Annotated in this window: 16 protein-coding genes and 1 pseudogene; 15 read left to right on the top strand and 2 right to left on the bottom strand. The window is 36.9% G+C overall.

What is annotated here, in order from left to right:
* The first annotated feature begins 207 nt into the window (after positions 1-207).
* The 6 genes from BMX30_RS09000 to BMX30_RS08975 all read left to right on the top strand — a co-directional run bounded on the left by BMX30_RS09000 (position 208) and on the right by BMX30_RS08975 (position 7,049).
* A complete protein-coding gene (locus BMX30_RS09000; protein ID WP_170843835.1) occupies positions 208-1,827 on the top strand; it encodes a PucR family transcriptional regulator in 1,620 nt (539 codons plus the stop codon).
* A gap of 147 nt (positions 1,828-1,974) precedes the next feature.
* Positions 1,975-3,432, top strand: coding sequence for a CoA-acylating methylmalonate-semialdehyde dehydrogenase (locus BMX30_RS08995; protein WP_090743946.1), 1,458 nt, complete (start codon positions 1,975-1,977; stop codon positions 3,430-3,432).
* A 32-nt stretch (positions 3,433-3,464) separates the two neighbouring features.
* Complete coding sequence (locus tag BMX30_RS08990; protein ID WP_090743944.1) at positions 3,465-4,811, top strand: aspartate aminotransferase family protein; 1,347 nt, start codon at positions 3,465-3,467, stop codon at positions 4,809-4,811.
* A 219-nt stretch (positions 4,812-5,030) separates the two neighbouring features.
* Positions 5,031-5,417, top strand: coding sequence for a DnaB-like helicase C-terminal domain-containing protein (locus BMX30_RS24235; protein ID WP_090743941.1), 387 nt, complete (start codon positions 5,031-5,033; stop codon positions 5,415-5,417).
* Between the two features lie 369 nt (positions 5,418-5,786).
* Positions 5,787-6,836 (top strand): hypothetical protein, encoded by a 1,050-nt coding sequence (locus BMX30_RS08980; RefSeq protein WP_090743937.1) that lies wholly within the window; start codon positions 5,787-5,789, stop codon positions 6,834-6,836.
* A gap of 21 nt (positions 6,837-6,857) precedes the next feature.
* Positions 6,858-7,049: a hypothetical protein gene (locus BMX30_RS08975; protein ID WP_090743935.1), complete on the top strand. Its 192-nt coding sequence runs from the start codon at positions 6,858-6,860 to the stop codon at positions 7,047-7,049.
* Between the two features lie 408 nt (positions 7,050-7,457).
* Here BMX30_RS08975 and BMX30_RS23890 read toward each other — a convergent pair whose 3' ends face one another.
* Complete coding sequence (locus BMX30_RS23890) at positions 7,458-7,841, bottom strand: DUF4357 domain-containing protein (protein WP_244532544.1); 384 nt, start codon at positions 7,839-7,841, stop codon at positions 7,458-7,460.
* Between the two features lie 504 nt (positions 7,842-8,345).
* Here BMX30_RS23890 and BMX30_RS08965 point away from each other — a divergent pair.
* The 4 genes from BMX30_RS08965 (at position 8,346) to BMX30_RS08950 (ending at position 11,341) form a co-directional block, all read left to right on the top strand.
* Positions 8,346-8,636 carry a YolD-like family protein gene (locus BMX30_RS08965; RefSeq protein WP_244532543.1) on the top strand — a complete coding sequence of 97 codons (291 nt, stop codon included), beginning with the start codon at positions 8,346-8,348 and terminating at the stop codon, positions 8,634-8,636.
* A 158-nt stretch (positions 8,637-8,794) separates the two neighbouring features.
* Positions 8,795-9,616, top strand: a complete 822-nt coding sequence (locus BMX30_RS08960) for an ATP-dependent DNA ligase (protein ID WP_090743930.1) — start codon at positions 8,795-8,797, stop codon at positions 9,614-9,616.
* A gap of 203 nt (positions 9,617-9,819) precedes the next feature.
* Complete coding sequence (locus BMX30_RS08955; protein ID WP_090743927.1) at positions 9,820-10,206, top strand: hypothetical protein; 387 nt, start codon at positions 9,820-9,822, stop codon at positions 10,204-10,206.
* A 169-nt stretch (positions 10,207-10,375) separates the two neighbouring features.
* Complete coding sequence (locus BMX30_RS08950) at positions 10,376-11,341, top strand: DNA/RNA non-specific endonuclease (protein WP_090743925.1); 966 nt, start codon at positions 10,376-10,378, stop codon at positions 11,339-11,341.
* Positions 11,342-11,528: 187 nt separating this feature from the next.
* Here BMX30_RS08950 and BMX30_RS08945 read toward each other — a convergent pair whose 3' ends face one another.
* Positions 11,529-12,197, bottom strand: coding sequence for a hypothetical protein (locus BMX30_RS08945; protein WP_090743922.1), 669 nt, complete (start codon positions 12,195-12,197; stop codon positions 11,529-11,531).
* Positions 12,198-12,439: 242 nt separating this feature from the next.
* Here BMX30_RS08945 and BMX30_RS08940 point away from each other — a divergent pair.
* From BMX30_RS08940 to BMX30_RS08915, 5 genes and pseudogenes are all read left to right on the top strand, one after another.
* A pseudogene (locus tag BMX30_RS08940) lies at positions 12,440-12,923 on the top strand (type I restriction endonuclease); the annotation flags it as partial.
* Between the two features lie 358 nt (positions 12,924-13,281).
* On the top strand, positions 13,282-18,021 hold the full coding sequence (locus BMX30_RS08930; protein WP_090743919.1) for a DEAD/DEAH box helicase: 4,740 nt from the start codon (positions 13,282-13,284) through the stop codon (positions 18,019-18,021).
* A 1,295-nt stretch (positions 18,022-19,316) separates the two neighbouring features.
* Positions 19,317-20,267 (top strand): helix-turn-helix transcriptional regulator, encoded by a 951-nt coding sequence (locus BMX30_RS08925; RefSeq protein WP_090743917.1) that lies wholly within the window; start codon positions 19,317-19,319, stop codon positions 20,265-20,267.
* A gap of 98 nt (positions 20,268-20,365) precedes the next feature.
* Positions 20,366-20,824: a hypothetical protein gene (locus BMX30_RS08920; RefSeq protein ID WP_090743915.1), complete on the top strand. Its 459-nt coding sequence runs from the start codon at positions 20,366-20,368 to the stop codon at positions 20,822-20,824.
* Complete coding sequence (locus BMX30_RS08915; RefSeq protein WP_090743912.1) at positions 20,821-21,792, top strand: DUF3895 domain-containing protein; 972 nt, start codon at positions 20,821-20,823, stop codon at positions 21,790-21,792. Before BMX30_RS08920 ends, BMX30_RS08915 begins: the two co-directional genes overlap by 4 nt.
* Positions 21,793-21,797: the final 5 nt, after the last annotated feature.

Raw genomic sequence — 21,797 nt, 5'->3', positions numbered from 1 at the left:
TTGACTATTCTGTATTTTCCGAATATTAATCTCACTTTATCATGAAAGCGTTTTATTTACACTGGACAAAATATATAAAAAATTAGAGAATAATATTACATAATGTAAAATTATTCTGATAAGTCGGACAATTAATGCGTGCAAATGCTATAATTTCTCACATATTGTTTAATGCAGGGTATTAATTGGATTGGGGGAGACATAGGTATGAAAAAAGATGTCAAGTTATCGGTAGAGGAGATATTGCAACAGAAAAGTTTTCAAAGCGCAATAATTGTGGCAGGGAAAAAAGGTATTACAAGAACGATAAAATGGGTTCATGTTATGGAAATTACGAATATAGGTAATCTATTAAACGGAAATGAACTGATACTAACAACTGGTGTAGGGTGGGGTGCTAGCAAAGAAACTTTGCTTTCGCTTGTAAGACAGTTAATAGAGCGTGATGTGGCTGGACTCTGTGTGGAATTAGTGAAATATGTAAATGAGATCCCCAGTGAAGTAATCCAGTTAGCAGACCAATTGCATTTTCCGATTATTGTTTTTAATGAAGAAGTAAGGTTTGTTGATATCACCGAAGAGATACATACATTAATTATTAAAAAGCATTATCAAATGGTATCGGATTTAGAGGAGTACTCACGAAGACTAAATGAAGTGATGCTGGAGGCAGATCCTAAAGAGAGCGTTTTAAAAATGTTGCAAAAACAATTACATATGCCTGTTATTTACTTATCAAATGATGGTCACTATAGTATTGCTTCCAATAAATCTGAAAAGGAAAACCAAAACCTCCTTCGTTTGGTAAAAGAAAGCAGTTTAGGAAAAAAGGAATATATCTCCCGGCAAAAAGTTAAAGTATTTAATCAGGAGTATGCTGAGTTAGTCATTATAGACAAGGAAGATTCTGTAACTGAATTTGAAAAATTATTATTGGACAGAACGGTAACAGCACTTGCTCAACTCATTTTACGTGAATTATGGACGGAAGAAAGAAGAAAGACAAAACAAATAGATTGGATTCAGAGATGGCTAAATGGAGAACAAAACGAAGAACAGGTAGAGAAATCACTTCAAGAGATTGTTCCAGGTATAAAGCCGAAAAGGGCGATTGTCCTTCTGATCAAGGTGGATTTGGAACCAGATGATCCAAACATGACCTATTTAAAACTATTTTTACGCAATATTTTTCAGACCCAAGGGTTTCATATATTACCAGCACCGATGGAAGATTCGCTTGTAATAATACTGATTGATAATAGATTGCAAGAGCATTATAAACATAGAGTATCGACAGCGATTGAACAAATAGTAAAATCAAAATATTTCACCAGTTATCCTTATCCCCATTTAAAAATTAATGTTGGTACACCAGTTCTCCGTTTGGCAGATGTAAAGAAAAGCTACGCATTTGCAAAAGAGGCCTCCGTTATTAGAGAAAAGATACCAAATGAAGTGACTAGTTATTTTTATGAAGATCTACACATTTATAGAATCATTAATGCCGCCCAACATCAAGGAATATTATATGAATTCATTTCAGACTATTTAAAGCCCATCATAATATACGATCGTCAAAATAACGCGAAACTTATGAATACATTAAAGTATTATTTACAATTCAATGGCTCTAAAAAAGAAACAGCAAGTCAGCTTTTTATTGTAAGGCAAACACTTTATCACAGACTTGAAAAGTTAAATGAGTTACTTGGAGAGGACTTTATGGAACCGCCAAAAAGACAAGCGATTGAATTTGCTGTTGCAGCATATGGGTACATGGATGGGGTGAGGAAAGTGCCCTTCAAGGATTTCGAAGACTCACTGTAAGAAATAGACTTGAAATTGTGCTGAACGTAACGTAGTTTTACAAAAACAATTTACACTTTGTCTAATGAAAACGCTTTATTTGATTAATATACTTATGTTAGATAGTTTAAAATTTTGTAAAATTATGAATTATAGGGAGGCTCTTTTATGGTTGTAGTTAAAGAAATACAAACACTAAAAAATTTTATTGGTGGCCAGTGGATATTATCGGAAAGTAAGAAAGTAGATGAAATTCCAAATCCGGCTACTGGCACAATAATTGCCAAACTGCCAATCTCCACACGTGAAGATGTTAATCAAGCGGTTACGGTTGCACAAGAAGCATTTCAAACTTGGAGGAAGGTACCGGTTCCTCAACGTGCACGCATTCTATTCAGATATCAGCAATTACTAGTTAAAAACTGGGATGAGTTGGCCAAACTAATTACCGTTGAAAACGGCAAGAGTTATAAAGAAGCATACGGGGAAGTGCAACGCTCGATAGAATGTGTCGAATTTGCTGCAGGAGCTCCTACACTAATGATGGGCAATCAGTTACCGGATATTGCGACAGGTATTGAATCTGGTATGTACCGATACCCAATTGGGGTAATTGGTGGCATTACGCCATTTAACTTTCCGATGATGGTACCTTGTTGGATGTTCCCACTAGCCATTGCGTGCGGAAATACCGTTGTGTTAAAACCATCTGAACGCACCCCGCTTATGGCTAATCGCCTAGCTGAGTTGTTCAAAGAGGCTGGACTACCGGACGGGGTACTAAATATTGTTCATGGAGGGCATGACGTTGTAAATGGCGTCCTTGAACATGAGGATGTGCGAGCGATTTCTTTTGTTGGCTCACAGCCAGTAGCAGAGTACGTTTATAAAACAGCTGCAGCGAATGGAAAAAGAGTTCAGGCACTTGCTGGTGCAAAAAACCACTCAATCGTTATGCCAGATGCTGACCTAAATAATGCGGTTACAAATATTATTGCATCTGCCTTTGGATCAGCTGGTGAACGTTGCATGGCTGCATCTGTTGTAGTAGCCGTTGGAGATATAGCGGATGAGTTAGTTAACCGGTTAAAACAAGAGGCTGATGAGATACAAATAGGAAATGGAATGGATGAGCGTGTGTTTCTTGGGCCGGTTATCCGTCAAGCACATAAGGAGCGAACCATTCAATATATTGAAATTGGCGAAAATGAAGGAGCCCTCCTTGTCCGTGATGGCAGGGGAGAAGGGGACCAAGATCATGGCTATTTCGTGGGCCCAACCATCTTTGATCATGTGAATACAGATATGAAAATCTGGAAAGATGAGATATTTGCCCCTGTATTATCAATTGTCCGTGTAAAAACCCTTGAAGAAGCAATCAAGCTTACAAATCAATCTGAATTTGCTAATGGTGCATGTCTATATACAGATAGTGCAAATGCTATTCGCACGTTCCGTGAGGAAATCGATGCCGGTATGCTTGGGATAAATTTAGGTGTACCAGCCCCAATGGCATTCTTCCCATTCTCAGGTTATAAAAATTCATTTTATGGTGACTTACATGCCAACGGCCGTGATGGAGTTGAATTCTTCACTCGCAAAAAAATGATGACTGCTCGTTATTAATAAAAAAATTTTGTTGAAGTGGGGAGATAAAAGTGCTAGGTACGGATCAAGGAAAGGATCTACAGAAAAAAGATGAACAATATATCTGGCATTCTATGAGGGGGTCGGCTCCTTCACGGGGAAACTTAATCATACAAAAGGCCAAAGGTGCTTGGGTCGAGGACGTTGAGGGGAATAAGTATTTAGACGGGATGTCTGGCCTTTGGTGTGTAAATGTAGGCTATGGGAGAAAGGAACTGGCTGAAGCCGCTTATAATCAGCTTCTTGAAATGCCCTATTTTCCACTTACCCAAAGTCATGTTCCAGCCATAAAATTGGCCGAGAAGCTTAACGAATGGCTTGGTGATGATTACGTTATATTTTTCTCAAATAGTGGATCAGAAGCAAATGAAACTGCGTTTAAAATTGCGCGCCAATACCACCAGCAAAAAGGGAACCCTGAACGATACAAATTCATTTCTCGCTATCGCGCGTACCATGGAAATTCAATGGGTGCCCTTGCAGCAACGGGGCAGGCCGAAAGGAAATATAAATATGAGCCATTAGCTCCGGGATTTATCCATGTGCATCCACCAGATGTCTATCGCAATCCAAATGACGAGCAAACCCTTGAAAGTGCTCAGGAAGTGGACCGGGTAATGACATGGGAATTAGGCCATACTGTGGCGGCTATGATAATGGAGCCGATCATAACAGGCGGTGGTTGCTTGATTCCACCTCAAAACTATATGAAAAAAGTCAAAGAGATTTGTGAAAAACATGGGGCTCTACTAATCTGCGATGAAGTCATTTGCGGATTTGGACGGACAGGTAAGCCGTTTGGTTTTATGAATTATGATGTAAAACCAGATATTATTACGATGGCTAAAGGAATCACAAGTGCCTATCTTCCACTTTCTGCTACTGCAGTAAAAAGAGAGATTTATGAGGCGTATAGCGGTAATGAACAATATGATCGCCTTCGCCATGTAAATACATTTGGCGGAAACCCAGCAGCTTGTGCACTTGCACTAAAAAACCTTGAGATTCTTGAAGAAGAAAAACTAATTGAACGCTCACAAACTCTAGGAGAACGACTACTAAAAGAGCTAGAAGAACTAAATGATCTTCCTTATGTAGGTGATATTAGAGGAAAGGGGCTTCTTATCGGTATTGAATTGGTTGAAGATAAAGGAACGAAAAAGCCAGAAAATTTTGATATCGTTAATAAAGTCATTAGCGCTTGCAAAGAGAGAGGGTTAATTATTGGAAAAAATGGAGACACTGTCGCAGGCTACAATAACATCCTACAACTCGCACCGCCATTAAGTATTACTGAAGATGATTTTACCTTTATTGTCAAAACACTAAAAGAAAGCTTTCGTAGTATTGAAGTTTAAAATTTTTTATGCCTTGGTGGGGGGACTTTATGTCCCCTATTAATCTTGGAAATCCAGGGGACCAGGTTTTCTTAAGGAGTTGGGATGTACCCAATTTTTTGCTTTGTAGAACACATATAAACCATAATTAATTGGGGAAAGCCAGGGAAGACAACCAATCCTTTTTGGATTGATCAGGTGTTAAACAGATTGTAGCTAGGGAAAAAAGGCAATCAAAAAATCAAGAGATTTGGGGTCGAGATCTGGGGTCAGTCCCCCGGTGGAGTAAAGCGTTACTTCAGTGGGGGTCTGACCCTTTTTCCCCATTTCACAAAGGAGTTAAAGCAAATCGCAGAACAATACCAGGTACCGATTATTCTTCTATCACAGCTTTCAAGTGGAGGTCATCAAAAGGAAAATAAACGGTCACGAATTTCTTACCTCAATGAATTAGCTAGCATAGCAGAGAATGCCGATATCATGCTGATCCTGAATCGGGATGAATCTCTCCATAAAGAGAGTAATGGAAATAGCATTGTAAAACTCGATATTGTTAATGACGCATCTGTTTTGACAGTTAAGTTTTTGTATGTGAAGGAGGTTGGGGGATTTGAGGTGGTTTTGTAGAGTAACTAGTAATGTTTTGTAGGTTATATAACCTTTAAGATAAAATCACAAGCTAAAAGACTAAACTAGTTCTTCGACAAAACCCATCAATCTTCGGGTCGTGCCAGGCACCGAAACCACACATAATGCCTTTTGTGAACTGTTATGTTGGGAAAGGAAAACTTAATTATAACTTCTAAGAAATGTAACATTGATTTCTTAGAAGAGGATAGGTAAATAATAAATAATGATGGATTTATTCAGTTAATTCGATATTATGATATTAGGAGTGCTTGTCGCTTGGTGTTGTTTTAACTTTCATTATTTTTATTTTTCGATTAACATTTGAAATATATTTTCATATCACTAATTTTCATGGGGAGTCCGTTTATGAAAACTATCTATCATTGGATTGCTGTTGTTATTTTACCTTTATTTGGTTTGGCTGCAAGTTTATTTACACAATTTTTTGCTGGAACTATAGAAGATATTTCTATTGGATTAATCGCTTTCATATTATTTGTATTTTTAGAGATAATTGCACTGATAATACTTTTCCATAATGAAAAATATGAACGAGTCGAATTGTTACATGGAAAGGACTTAGAACAAAAAAAAGATCAAATAAATGAAATAAAGCTTGAACTTGCTAAAAGAGAACAGGATTTACGAGAACACACTCGAGGATTGTGGCGTGAATTTGGGGTTCTTAATCGAATTAAGCAAAGTGAGATGATTTATGAAACGTTGGAAAATTTCACAAAAGCAAATTCCTCGGTAATTGCTGTTCAAAGATATAGTTACTTCATTCAACGTAATAAAGATGTAACTAGAATAAAAATTCAGCATCAAGAAGGATATGCAATGGAGGGCATTAATCAGAATGCTTTGTTGCAGCAATATTTTGAATTACCATCTGATTTATTGAAAAGATATGAAAAAGCAGTCTTATTATATAGAAAAACTAATGATAATGACTCAGACGAAGAAATTGTTAAGTTATCTATTGAATTATTACAAAAACTCAGTAAAATCCCACCGGGGAATGCATCAGTAGAAAACGCAATTGAGTTTGCGTTTTACCAAATATTGTTAGACCTGACAAACTTACAAGCACAACTAAGAATGAGTAGTTTGGAAAAAATAATTGATGAGTTAAATTCCTTGTCTCGAACAGGTATATTGAGAGGGATCATTTACGACAAACCTCTTTATGAATTTAATTACTCAAGTAAAAGCGATGTTAAAAATGGCAAAGAAGAAAGGAAGTACTTAACAATTAAGTTAAAGTTGTCAGACGGAACTCAGAGTATTTTTGTTCTCACTTTAGAGAACAGGGGCACAGAGACTGAAGTTGGTAACTTGTCTGCGGAGTTAATTAATATTCTGACCAGTAAGCAAATAGCTGTTGAAGAAGGTTTACAAAGGGTTTATAATTAAGTTATGTAAGGAGGTTGTATCATGGAGAAGACTGTTGTAGTTAAAGAATCGCGTGGTAAAACAACCCTCGAGAAGTTTATGGAGCTAAGTAAAAGTTTAGGGCTTGATGTTGAATTGAGAAAGGACCCCCTTTCGCCTAATGATCCTCATTATTCAAGAGCAATCCCACTTAATTGGGAAGATATTGCTGGTAAGAGATACAATAGTAGATAAATATAAGATATGTATATTTTTACAATAAGAAAAGAAAGGAAGTAAGCACATACTTCCTTTTTTCGTATTTCTTAAAATAATTACTAATATACTGATATTACTAATAAAGTATGTCTTCTTAAACCAATTCAGGTTGTAAATAAAATATGGTACCTAATTTTGGGGTCAGTCCCCCGGTGGGCTAACGCTATACTTCACTGTGGGCCCCTTTTTTCTCATCGAGAGAGATAGAGAAGTGTTAGAAGTGGTTATGTAGGGGCTAGTGAGATTGAGCAGGTAAGTTTGTTTTGAATAAAAAGGTGTGAAACATCATCTAATTATCCAGATGGTGTTTCACACCTTAATCGTGTGTTGAATTTAGTTCTTTAGGGTCTGCTCTCAAAAGGAAATGCTGTTTATATGTAAAAATTACTCTGTGCTTTCGTGAATATGTTCTATTTCTTTTAATGTCTTTCCATTTTCTGCTTTCCATTCAGTTAATCCGTTTGCATGACCGCCAACTACAAAGGCAGCTGCATATGAGGGACTGCGGAAAAGAACATCCTCTTGCAATATACCATTAACATCAACTTGTGATTTTTTACGGATATCTTTGATACCAGAGGGTATGCTTTCAGAATCGATGGTTTCAATGTGGCTGCCTTTTAGCACCACGAATCCCTCGTTGGTTTGTTTGCACGTAGCTTCAATGGTGATACCACTTTTTCTGCTTTTTCGCTTCAAGTACAGTAACAACTTATCTTCATTATATGAGGTTTCTGGTTTTTCGATTTGCGTTTTTACCTCAGTCAAATTTTCAAAAACCTTATGGCCCAGTGTACCCATAACCAGTTTGGCGTAATCGATGAGCTCCTCAAGTTCACTTTCTTTTTCCTCCGTGATGTTCCCAGAGGTAGGGTCATTTCCATTCTTGACAAGATATCGTTTGGCATCCGTGGCTATTGCGCAAAAACGATTCTCAAGATAACTTATTTCAGTTGGACCAAAAGAGTTGTTTGAGGTCGGATAAATTTTGGGGTCAGTCCCCCGGTGGAGTAAAGCGTTACTTCAGTGGGGGTCTGACCCATTTTTTATCTAGAAACTTCTTAAGAAGTGGAGCACATACCACAATTTATTGTTGTGTGGAACATTTATGTGAAACAAGATTAATCGGGTTGTGACAGGCACGGCAACCTAGACTGGTCCTTTTAATTTTGTATACATGGGAACGTATGTTCCTGTATAATAATATCAAAGGAGATGATTGATATCGCATTACGTGATAGAGGGAAAATGAAATGGAAAGGGGCGTTTTTTATGCCCGAACAGGTAAAGGCACAGCATGAGTTATGGCGAGATACTCAACGGCAAATAAAGCCGATCATCGACGAAGATGAAAAGGAGGAATTTGACCAGCAAATAGGATATGCGATGGAGTATAATTTGCCGGTGAAGTTAACGATTTGGGGCGATGGATTCACGGAGGTTATAACAGGTAAGGTGTATTATATTGACCAGATTACACATCAACTACGGATAGAAACAAAGCCTGGTGAGTTTGAGCGAGTCGCATTCGCTAGTGTGATTGGGGTAGCTGTCGGAGATTAGGCGTCCTCACATGCTAATGTGTGACCTCAAGGTGAATACCCATGATAAGATGCTCTTTTTATTGTTATAGGGTCCATTGTGAGAAATTCCATATATGTAAATTAGATACCAATGAAACTACATTCAATCCATCTTATAATTATTAAGAGGTGGTTTATGTGTTTGTTTCACCAATGCTATTACAAAGGTCAGAACAGCCTTTTGATGATGATTCGTATATAACAGAACTCAAGCTAGATGGAATAAGGCTGTTACTTTCTAAGTTTGATAACAAGGTGCAGCTATATACCCGTCATAACAATGAGGTTACAGACAAGTTTCCAGAGCTTTTAACAATCGATATTCCAGATGGTACGGTTTTAGATGGCGAGATTATCGTTACAGATCAAGATGGTAAACCCGACTTTGAAGCCATAATGAGCCGGTTTATGTCAAAACGTAAATTGATAGACAATGGAACTTTAAGTTATGTTGCTTTCGACGTTATACAATATAAAGGTGAATCTCTTACTAAATTGCCGTTAATGGAAAGGAAGAAGCTGCTAGAGGAAATTATTAAAGAGGATAGTGGTCTAGTAGCTAAAGTGAAATATATAGAAGGTCACGCTTCTCCCTACTTTGATTTGGTCCAGCAACAAGGTTTAGAAGGGGTAGTCCTAAAGCGTAAAGATTCTCGATATGAGGTCGGTCAACGTAGTCAGGCGTGGCTTAAGGTGATTAATTACCAATTTGAGGACGTTCTTATTTCGGGGTTTAGAAGAGGAGAATTTGGGCTGCTGCTGACCTTCCTAGATGGTAAACCAGCTGGAATAATGGAGTTCATGCCACCAGATGCATGGAAAGAATTATACAGAAGTCAAAAGGTTATTTCAGAGGATAAAAAATATACTTTTATTGAGCCAGTTAGATGCCGGGTGAAGTATAGGAATCTAACTAAAGCTGGGTTGCTACGAATTCCGTCATTTGTTGAATGGAAATAAACTAGAATTTTAGGGTCAGTCTCCCGGTGGAGTAAAGCGTAACTTCAGTGGGGGTGACCCCATTTTTTAAATTAGTCAAGAATGGTACATTTCCCCTCACTGGTTGTAATCATGTTGTTATTATATTTATTGAAAGTATAATAAAGGTATAATTTATTCCGCTTTTTATAAGACTGTGCGGTAATAAGAGAAGGGGTGATGTTTTGTTAGTATCAGAGGTAAATTATATGAAGGAAGCATACGGAATGCTTTATACTCTCGAGAACTCTCTTCGTATCTTCGTTAGGCAAAAAATGATGGAGGAATATGGTGTAAATTGGTTTCATGTAGCCCCAAGACTAGAGTTAAGACGAGGACCCAGAAAAGACTTTGAGAGTTTATGCTTACATGAACTTGAAAGTGTATATATACGAACGTATGAGAGTGCATTTTATAAACTACCTCTTGAATTCTTCATGAGACTCCGCGATGTTTACCCACTCAGAAATAAAATTGCACATTCTTTTCTCTTAAGTGAAGAGGAGTTTTCAACTTTATTCCAAGCATATCATTTTATTTTATCAGTTATAAAAGAAAGAGTACCAACATGAATAGATGCCTAAATATATATTTATTATTAGTTTCAGAGTCTCAGCAAGTAGAGAACTTTTTTTTTAATGCTATAAAGCTAATCAGACCTAGGTTAACAACGTTAATCTATGTAAACATTCCGATATCTTTAGAATAAACATTATAATACTATTATAGGAGAGTCCTAAAATGAAAAAGACAATGAACTATTTAATTTTACTATTAACAATTATTTTTATGGCTGGTTGTACCAACGCAGAAGATTCATCCATTACAAATGTAGAAACAGATCCAAAAGAAGTAGCTACAGTTGAAACAAATGATAATAACGAAAAAGAAGAAACTGTCACTATGGATGTTGATGAACGAGTAGTAGAGGAAACGACGAGTGTTCCGGTTGTGAAGGAAACACCAACCCAACAAAATAATGAACTGTTCTCAGGATACGAACTTATTGTAGTTGATGGTGGTGATTTGTCTGGATATCGTGAACCTAACGTCGCCGTTGACATTGGATATGGGGACCGTGAATATTGGGCATTTACTAATGAATACGGGCAACTAGTACGCGTCATTGCTGACGAAATCATTCTACAAGATGACAGTACCGAACCTGTATTATCGTCTGGCAGATACTATTCTGATGAGGCAAAGGTTCCTGGTGTCGAAAGTGACGTTTTAGATGAAGGACATATAATTGCTGATTCTCTCGGAGGGGTATCGAATGCTTATAATATTACCCCACAAGATAGTACGCTCAACCGACATGGGGATCAAGCATATATGGAAAGAGTAATCCGTGACGCAGGTGGAGCTACTAATTTTGAGGCAATTATCACATATCCGAATACAGAAACGCAGATTCCTTCAAGTTATCAGTATACCTATACTTTAATGGGCAACAGAATCGTTGATACATTTGATAATGTGAACCCTGATAAAGTTAACGAATCACTCGGTTTAACTGACAGTGAGCCTTCCAATTCAACCAGTTCAAACACAAACGGTGATATTTCTAGCGTTGATACAAACGGTAATGGACAGGTGACAATTAAAGAAGCAAAAGCAGCAGGTTTCAGTATGCCAATAACGAGTGATCACTGGTTATACCCCTATATGCGCGATAATGATAATGACGGTATGGTGGGTGAGTAAGGTTTTCACACAGTATTATTTCCGAAGGATAGTGTCAGCATCAATCTAAATAATTTAGGGATAAACCTGAGTTCCTATTAGAACTCAGGTTTTATCTGCTTTTATGAAACGATAATGGATATTTTCCTGATTTTATATGTGGGTGACTTGCTTTTAAAACAAGAAAAATCGGGACGTTCAGTCGGCGTTAAGAGTCGGCATTTAACCAGTCATAAAATGGCACTGGACGGGTGGGAATGGTTCTTGCCACGTGTATCTTTTGGTTCTTTTTATCCTTGAAGAAGGCCATTTTACGAATGGCTGCTTCTGTATAGGCCCTTATCTGGTTTCTAGGAATATTCTTATACCGATTTGATTCGATCGTTTCTTTTATAAAGGCATGGGTAAGTGTGTTCCAGGATCGTTTGCTCCATCTACTTGGTGCATATTCGACATAGAGCTCATGACAAACGTTCGTTATGGCTTTTTCAAATTCATCTAAATGGGAGAGAGGGTGGTCACCTTGTGAATTCACAATGTTTGTTTGATCTCTATTTATTTGTTCTATCTTTCTTTTTTTCTCTTTATTTAATAGCTGTCGATTTTCAACTGTTGAAAATGGACTGTTAAATTTCAACTGTTGAAAGTCAACAATAGAAAAGGGGTCTAGATATCCTTCGTTTTGAGCTAAGAGTAAGTGATGATAGGGTTCACTGATGTGTTTCACTTTAAAGCCAGCCTTTTCAAGCTCTAAGATCATTTCCTCTACTTCACTGTCTGTAAAGGGAACATCAGAAAGATGGTAAAGATAAATATAAATATTCTCCCTTCCATCGCGATAGGTCAGTTCAACCCAGTACCCAAGCTGTTCAAGCACCGGAATTTTGGGGTCAGTCCCCCGGTGGAGTAAAGCGTTACTTCGATGGGAGTCTGACGCTTTTTCAAAGGTATTTACTTACTGCGTGTATATCGAGACACGTATTTCTCCAAATCGAAACCATAATCTGTTGTACTTTCCTTTCCGAAAACACTTCCCAATAATTTTCCACCCATTTATGAACCCTTTTCCACTTATTTTCAGTATAATAAAGAGAAGAAGTATTAAAGGAGATTTTATAGATGGGCTATCAATCCGAAGCGCAACTCGAGAAAAAGTTACATACACATCTCGTTAATAAAGGCTATATACCCGTAAAGATTACAGATTACGATGCACTCCTTGCTAACTTTAAAAACCAAACTTAATAAATTTAATGAACACAAATTAGATGGACAACCTTTAACTGATACAGAATTCAAACGTACTTTAACCCTGATTGAAGGCAAAAGTATTTACGATTCTGCCAAGATCTTGCGCGACAAGTTATTGATTGAACGTGAGGATGGTTCGCAGTTATATGTAGAACTCATGAATACAAAAGACTGGTGGAAGAATTTGTTCCAAGTAACAACACAGACAACAGTCAAAGGCACCTATATAAATCGTTATGATGTGACGATCCTAATCAACGGGCTACCACTCGATCAAATTGAACTGAAACGTCGCGGTTTAGACTTTAAAGAGGCGTTCAATCAGATTCAACGTTATCGCCGTCATGATTTTGGGGTCAGTCCCCCGGTGTAGTAAAGCGTTACTTCAGTGAGGGTCTGACCCAATGTCACTTAAGCAATTCCGAACAACAGGTTATGCTTGTTTTTCTAAAGAAGATTTTTCCAGCTTTTAAATATACGAAATGAAGTTATTGGAATAAATCTGCTAATGTGGAGTCTCGAGTTATTAAGCCTATAAAAGAGAAATTAACCCCCTTGTTTTAAGGGGCTAACTATTCGCAAGAAATATGGTAAAGGTCGTGGAAAATAATGAAACAGTAGAAGATGATATCTAATTAACATCCAAAAAATGGTGGCGATTTTGGTAAAATTATTAAGGTAACACAATTCAATTTAAAAGGAAGATGACGATGACACATAATCCCAGTATTACAGGCTTCGACGTACTAATTGATCAAATTAATAGCACTGCGGGTGATGTTCAAAGAGAGCGCGGAACACTCTTTGAAAAATTAGTATTGGCCTATTTAAAAAATGAACCAACCTATAAGCGCCTTTATCAAAGCGTTTGGCTTTTACATGAAGTTCCTGAAGAATATGGGATTCCTAAAAAGGATACCGGTGTTGATCTAGTTGCCCAACAATTCAATGGAGACCTAGTTGCTGTTCAGGCTAAGTTTTATCAAAGAAAAGTTGGTAAGTCTGAAATCAACTCTTTTGTTGCTGAGTTGGGTAAGACTTATTACCAAAGAGGACTTATTGTTTCGACAGTCGATGATTGGAATCAAAATGCACTGGAGACGGTTGCTAATAACCAAAAAGGGATCGAAATAGTCGGTCTGTCTGACCTACGTAATTCTCAAATTGATTGGTCTCAATTTAGTTTTGAACTTCCTGAAAAAGTAACTGTTCGCTCACCTAAACAACTACGTTCTTACCAGCAATTAGCTTTAGAATCAGCCGTTAAACACTTTCAAGAAAATGATCGTGGCCAATTAATTATGGCGCCGGGTACAGGGAAAACATTTACGAGTTTAAAGATTTCAGAAGCACTTGCTAAGCAAAGTAACAAGCAATTTAAAGTTTTATATCTGCTACCTAGTATTCAACTCTTAACACAAACATTGCGTGGTTGGAACAATGATACGGAACTTTCTATGTCAAGCATGGCGGTTACTTCAGATCGTGATGCGTCTCGTGGTAGTGATGGCACTGAAGATATTAAGTCAACGGATATTGGTTATCCCGCTACAACTTCTACAAAAAAGCTATTAGCCAATTGGAAAGATATTGAAAAACATTCCCAACAAGATGATCTAGTTATCGTATTTAGTACTTACCAAAGTATTGATGTGATTGGTAAAGCACAAAAGCAAGGATTCCCTGAGTTTGACCTGATTATCTCCGATGAAGCTCACCGGACTACTGGAGCTCATGAATCAAGTAAGGAAGCCAGTGCCTTTTCTAGGGTGCATAGCAATAGCAATGTTCAAGGTGTCAAGCGGATGTATCAAACCGCTACACCTAAGATTTATGGAGAAGGCGCGAAAAAGAATGCCCAAGAGAAAAGTATTTTACTCTCTTCAATGGATGATGAAAGTAAATATGGTCAAGTATTCTACCGCATGGGATTTGGTCAAGCCGTATCGCATGGGATTTTGACGGATTACAAAGTTATGGTACTTGCGGTAGACGAAGCCGCAATTCAAAAGGATATGCAACGTACGTTAGCAGATCCTGACAATGGATTAAACATTGATGATGTTGGTCGTATTGTGGGAATTTGGAACGGCATGATGCGCCGTAATGGCTATAAAAACCCGATTAAAAATAGCGCCTATGATGGTGCTCCTTTAGAACGAGCAATTGCTTTTACCCGTACAATTGAGGATTCAAAAAAGGTTTCACAACAGTTTGAAGAAGTCGTTAATGAATATCTTGGTGGGGAAATTGAAAGTGAAACTGTTCATCTATCAATGCGCCACGCTGATGGTTCGATGAACGCTTTACAAAAGGGAGAAGTGTTGGATTGGTTAGCTAATCCAAACAAACCTGCCAATGAAGCACGTATTGTTTCAAATGTCCGCTTCTTAACTGAAGGGATTGATGTGCCAACTTTAGATGCCGTTATATTCTTAGCACCTAAAAAATCACAAGTTGATATTGTCCAAGCAGTTGGTCGTATCATGCGAAAAGCAGAAGATAAGGATTACGGATATATTATCCTACCCGTTGTCATTCCTGCAAACGAAACACCCGAAACGGTCCTTGATAATAACAAAAATTATGATGCTGTTTGGCAAGTCATCAATGCTTTACGTTCAGTTGATGAACGTTTCGAAGCCATGGTCGACAAGCTTAATATCGCCAAACCTAAGCAGCTTAAAGTCATTGGAGTTGGTAGTGCCCCAGAAAAAAGTAATGATCTTGACTCATCCAATGCTAATGGTCAACCAGCGTATGTTCAAACTGAATTGAACCTAGAATGGGACAAGTTTGAAGGGGCCATTTACGGTAAAATCGTTCAAAAAGTTGGTGATCGTAAATACTTAGAAAATTGGTCAGCCGATGTTGCTAAAATTGCACAACGTCAAATTAGTTGGATTAAAACCAAATTAGCGGATAAAAAAGACCCAATTAGTATTGAATTCAAAAAGTTCGTGACATCATTAAAGCACAACATCAACGAAAGTATCGATGAAAATCAAGCCGCTGAAATGTTGTCACAACATTTGATTACGAAACCTGTGTTTGAAGCCTTATTTGACGAATACAGTTTTGTAAAGAATAACCCTGTCTCAATGGCCATGGAAACGATTGTTAAAGAACTCGAGCAGGCTGGATTTGCCAAAGAACAGGAAAGCCTTGAACCCTTGTATGAATCCGTTCGAATGCGAGCAGAAGGCGTTGAGAAGTCAGAAGATAAGCAAAAAATCATTGTCACTCTCTACGACAAATTCTTCAGTACGGCGTTTAAATCAACTACTGAACGATTAGGAATTGTCTTTACCCCAATTGAAGTTGTCGATTTCATTGTGAAATCAGTGGATGACGTGTTGCAAAAACACTTTGGCAAGTCATTAGGGAGCGAAGGTGTTCATGTGCTGGATCCATTTACTGGAACCGGAACATTTATTGTACGCACTTTGACTTATCTAAAAGACAAAATGGATGCGGGTGAAATTACCTTATCTGATATTACGCGTAAGTTTTTCCAAGAATTACACGCCAATGAAATTGTCTTGTTGAGTTACTATATTGCGGCGATTAACATTGAGGCAACCTTTGATGATATTAACGGTGATGAACAAGGCTATGTGCCATTTGAAGGCGTTGTTCTAACAGATACCTTTGAGAGTACAGAAAATGAAGATACACAAGATGATACTTATTTTGGAACAAACGATGAACGTTTGAAACGTCAGCAAGAAGTGCCAATTACGGCAATTGTTGGAAACCCGCCGTATTCAAAAGGACAATCTAGCGAAAACGATAATAATAAAAATCTCGAATATCCAAAACTGTTCGAGTCAATCGCTAAGTCATATGTCAAAAATTCTAAAACTACTAGTGTCCTGGGTATGTACGATAGCTACGTTTTATCAATTCGCTGGTCATCAAACCGTATTAAAGCAAAAGGTGTAATTGGATTTGTATCAAACGGATCGTATATTGATAGTCAATCCGCTGACGGTCTCCGAAAATCACTCTATGAAGAATTCAACCACCTTTACATTTTCAATTTGCGAGGCGATCAACGTACGCAAGGTGAAACTTCACGTCGAGAAGGTGGTAAGATATTTGGTTCAGGTAGCCGAACGCCAATTGCGATTTCTATCCTTGTCAAAGATGGTAGTGAAGATCATGAAATTCACTACCATGATATTGGCGACTATCTCAGTCGTGATGAAAAACTGTCAATCTTACGTAATAGCCAGTCAATTACAGGTATCAATTGGAAAACTATTACGCCTGATAAGAATAACGACTGGATTAATCAGCGTGATGAAAATTACTTAAATTATCCCGCTTTGGCAGATGAAGCCAATGCAATTTTTGGTATGAAAGATATTGGAATTGTTACCAATCGTGATGCTTGGGTAAGCAATTTTTCTAAGCAAGCTGTATCTCATAATGTGGCACGTATGATTGACAACTATAATGCTGAAGTTGATAACTTATCAGATTTAACAATCAAATTAAATGATAAGACTGTTATGGATTATGTAACCGATGATGAAAGGAAAGTATCTTGGTCACGAAGTTTGAAACAACGTGCTGCGCGACATGAAAAGACGGTATTTGCGTCAGAAGATATCTTGTTATCTATGTATCGACCATTTACTAAGAAGTATTTGTACCGAAATCGTTTCTTAAACGAAAACGTTAGAAAGACTTACCAAACTTTCCCGAAATCTAATTCGAAGAATTTATTGATTAATGTTGCTGGAGCAGGATATAAAGGTGATTTTTCAACACTTATTACTCAAAATGCAACATTTATGGATATGATTAGCAAGTCACGTAATTTCCCACGTTATGTTTATGAAGAGAGCGGACTGTTCAACGGTCGTGTCGATAATGTTTCAGGTGATGATGAATTTTACTATGTCTATGCTGTTCTTCACACACCGGCATATCGTCAAAAGTACGCCAATGACTTACGAAAAGCATTACCACGAATCCCACTTCTCAAAAACAAAGAGAAGTATGTCGAGATCGGTCGTAAACTTACTGATTTGCATTTGAATTACGAGGATCAACCTAGTTGGCCAGAAGTTGAGCTTCAACTAACTGGATCAACCCCAAATTATCGTGTTGACAAAATGAAGCACAAAAAAAAGCATAATGAAAATGGTAAGTCAGTTAATGATAATTCAACGATTATTTACAACGATGCTATTACCATCACAAATATTCCGGAAAAAGCGTATGAATATGTCGTTAATGGACGTTCTGCTATCGAATGGATTATTGACCAATATCGTGTGAAAAACGATAAAAAATCAGGGATTACAGATGATCCAAATGAATTTAGTGATGATCCAAAATACATCTTGAATCTCCTACTTTCAGTGATTACTGTAAGTATGCGTACGCTCGAATTAATTGATCAGCTACCTGAATTTGAAGTAGATGAACAAAAATAGGGGTCATATTACACAATATTCCCTCGAAAATCCTTGACAAAACAACCCCCGAAAACGTTAATACATTTAACGGGAGTGTCAATTTGAGATTTATATTGCACCAATTTTAGAACTTATTTTGCGTCATAATACACAAATAAACAAGAGTTTGTATCAATTAGATACAAGCTCTTGTTTTGCTAAAGCCTCCTTTAATTGAAGATATAACTGGGCAGAAGTTAAGTTGACAATATTCTATTTATTATAAACGCATATAATCCGATGAAATCAATCCATTCACTTATGTTGTTTGGGAAACTAAGAAGCAACACATATAACATCGAGTATAAAACAACAAAATTACTTGTTTTCACTAAATTACTTCTTAACTCTCTCTTATACGAGCTTTTCAATGTTCATGAAAACCTTTTTATAATCAAGATTTTTAGCTGGTGGCGGGTTGGTGGCAGATTGGTGGAAAATTTGAAAATACTGCCACCAATTACATTTGTTTAAACACTACTAAACAAAAACTAGAGCCTATTAAATCAACGTTTTCCGACACAAACTGTTATAATCCTATCAATCTATCCACCTTGACAGGTTGGAGGTGGTTTTGAAAGTGAAATAAACACCCAGCTTGACTAGGGGTTAGATTTTATAAGTTGAACAAAGCTACATTTCTAATTTGGCTTCTTATCTACAATCAACACTCAACACATGTGGAGTGTGGAAACAAAAGTAGCTAGAAATAACACACCAGCTTTACACTTCCAAATAAAATAATTTTACACAAATTTTACACATCACCTCAGCAAAACCTTATAATATCAAAACTTTAAGACCTATCTCGACCCCGACCACCAGTATCGATAGTATTATTGGAGTATCCTGAGTATAATTCCTTGGATTTGGTGCCTGTCACCACCCGAGTGGTGTCGAAATTTGTAGAGCAAAGAACTCTTTTATCTACTGAAAGGTTATTTAGTTTAGAAATCGTTTTTTACATTATAGTGAAGAAGTTGGCATTTTCGGGAACGGGTGCATATATGGAATTACTAGGAGCAAAGGGACGTACCATTTGCTCTTTCGGCATGTTTTAATTCGGAAAAAAATTCTTAAGCCTTGTTGATAAGGAAGTATAAACACTAGTGCCCCTAACTACATAATTATATAAAAAAGTCAGTTATCACTTTATTAAGGATAACTGTCTTTTTTTATATAAACTTACTAAAACGTATGTTCGCTGACAAACTGTTGTCATGATGATGTGTTACAATAAATGTAAATTAAATTAAAATGCATGGAGGCAAACTGTGGAACGTTTAATTCGTCTATTGAGGATAATTAATATAATACAAGAATCCCCCGGAATTAAGGCAAGGGAACTAGCTGATCTCTGCGAAACATCGGAGAGAAATATCTATCGGGACTTGGAAATCTTAAATGCTACAAACATACCAATCATGAATGAGGGTCATAGTAAGGGCTACAAATTTCTTGGGAGATTTAAACAATACCCACTTAATTGGGACGAGGATGAATTGCAGGCTTTTGAAGTCCTTCCGGTATTGCTAGGTGAAAAATATAAAACCAAGGCATTTATGTCTGCTTACGAAAAAGTGATGGCAACCCATAAAGTAGAACAAGTAGAAAGAAAAACATTTTTATCTAATATATCAAAGGCCATCCAGAGTGGAAAATCAGCTGAATCCCTTGAGGAAAAGGATTTATTACCATTCATAATTGAAGCTGTCTTATCATCACGCTCTATTGAAGCTATTTACCATACACAAAGTAGGAATACAACAACCACACGTAAAATCGATCCATATTTCTTAATGCCACGCAAAGATCGCTTGTACATTATTGGCTATGACCACAAGAGTAGTGAAATTAGAACCTTTCGTTTAAACCGCTTTCAAAGTATAAAAGTAGTAAATGAGAAATTTACTAAAGACGATATAAGTTTGGAAAAATATTTGCAAAATACATGGTCGATTATACGTGGAGAGAAGAGAATTGATTTTAAAGTCAAATTCAGTCAAGAAATAGCCCGCTATATAAAAGAAGAAGAATACAACCTTCCGCCTAAGTTGACAGAACTGACAGACGGCAGTTTATTGTTCGAGGTTACAGTAAATGATGACCGTGAAATCTTAAAATGGATCATGCAATATGGACCGGATGCTGAGATACTTGAACCGGAATCCTACCGATTGAAGATGAAAGAAATGTTACAAAAGTGGAACAATTTCTATCAGTAACAGAATTAACTTATTAAAAAATAGTTTACAAAAATGACAATTCTATGTATGTTTGAATTAAAAAGATTCTCTAAAGAATCTTTTTTGTGGAGGTATATATGGAAAGGCATTCAATTTATTTATATAAAAAATTATCTAAGGTAGCTCAATCAAAGCAATTGGGGGAGGATTCAACAAAGTTTAGTATTCACCTCAATAAAAATTACACCCAGATGCTAGAGGAATTTGCAAATAGAACGGATACATCCAGGGCAGAAGCAGCGAGGCTTCTTTTATCTTCTGCATTAGATGAAATTGACAACCTTTATAACTTGAAAAAAGACGAGGGCTTTGATTACAGTTATACGGCTGAAATGGAAAAGTTTCTTGAACAGGAAGAAATAGAGCTATTGGTGTACCAGTATAATCGGAAGACAGATCGACTTAGTGAATTAGAGTTAATAAAAAAATCTTTAGACCGGAATGATGAAAACTATGAATTACATATCAATTTGATTGAAAAGGAAAAAGAGATTCTTACAAATAAACTAAAGGAAGCCGGGTGGATAAAAGAATGATTACTTTAGATGTTTCTGAAAGAGATGAGGTATTAAAAGGCTTAAGTACTCAACAAAAGGAATTTATTGATCTATATGTGAAAAGAGGGAAAAGGACTTCATTCGCCAATGTTTTAGCGAGGGATAAAGGTATCGTTTTACCTCATTCTGCCACCATTGAAGAAATAGAAATGATTTTAGATGAGTGGGTATTAGAAGATTATATAGATAATGGCTTTGTTAACCCTGAAACCCCATGTGAATGTGGGAAACCTCTTAGGTACCAGTATATTGTTAAACATCTAACAACAAATCAGATTCGTCGCTTTGGTATTACTCACTTCGAGGAGCATACTGGATTACCTGCCGATATTATAGCATCGGTTAAAAAGGGATTTAATCAGATTGATTATGAGCGAGATGAACTGCTTTCTAAAATTAGAGACGGCTGGTCATTAATTGATTATATTTCAAATATTCCAGAAGATTTACAGCTGGCGAAGGATATTAAAAGTCATTTAGATGCAGGTATACCTCTTCTCGATAGGCAACTAAACAGATTGAAAAGAGATATTGATAGCCATCTCGAAAGGAAAGAGGAAAAGGTTATTTTAACACCACCAAATCCAACTCGGCATGTATCTCAAGTAGAAAAAAACACAATTCGAGAACAGGCTACCTTTGATTTGTTTAAAGATTTCAATGAAGAATCCCCACCATCTACCAAGAGAATTCAAAGGTCAAATTATAATAATCTAAGTGCAATAAACCAGTATCTAGATGAAGGGGTTACTAGTGCAAGAATCATATCCGAACTTTTAATTAAGCACCACGGAGCAAGTAATAAAAGATATATTACAGGCAAACCGAGAATTTATGTTGAGGTTTGTCAGTACCTTGAAGGTTTAGTTGATGATGGGAAATTATCGTTAGAAGAAGTTGTAGAAAAAGTAGACCGCTCTTACAAAATAGTAAAGGGAGAATGGTAAATTTG

The organism is Mesobacillus persicus (assembly GCF_900109925.1).
Lineage (GTDB): Bacteria > Bacillota > Bacilli > Bacillales > Cytobacillaceae > Mesobacillus_B > Mesobacillus_B persicus.
Note: the sequence above shows the minus strand (reverse complement) of the source record. Positions and strands in the feature narration are given on the sequence as shown.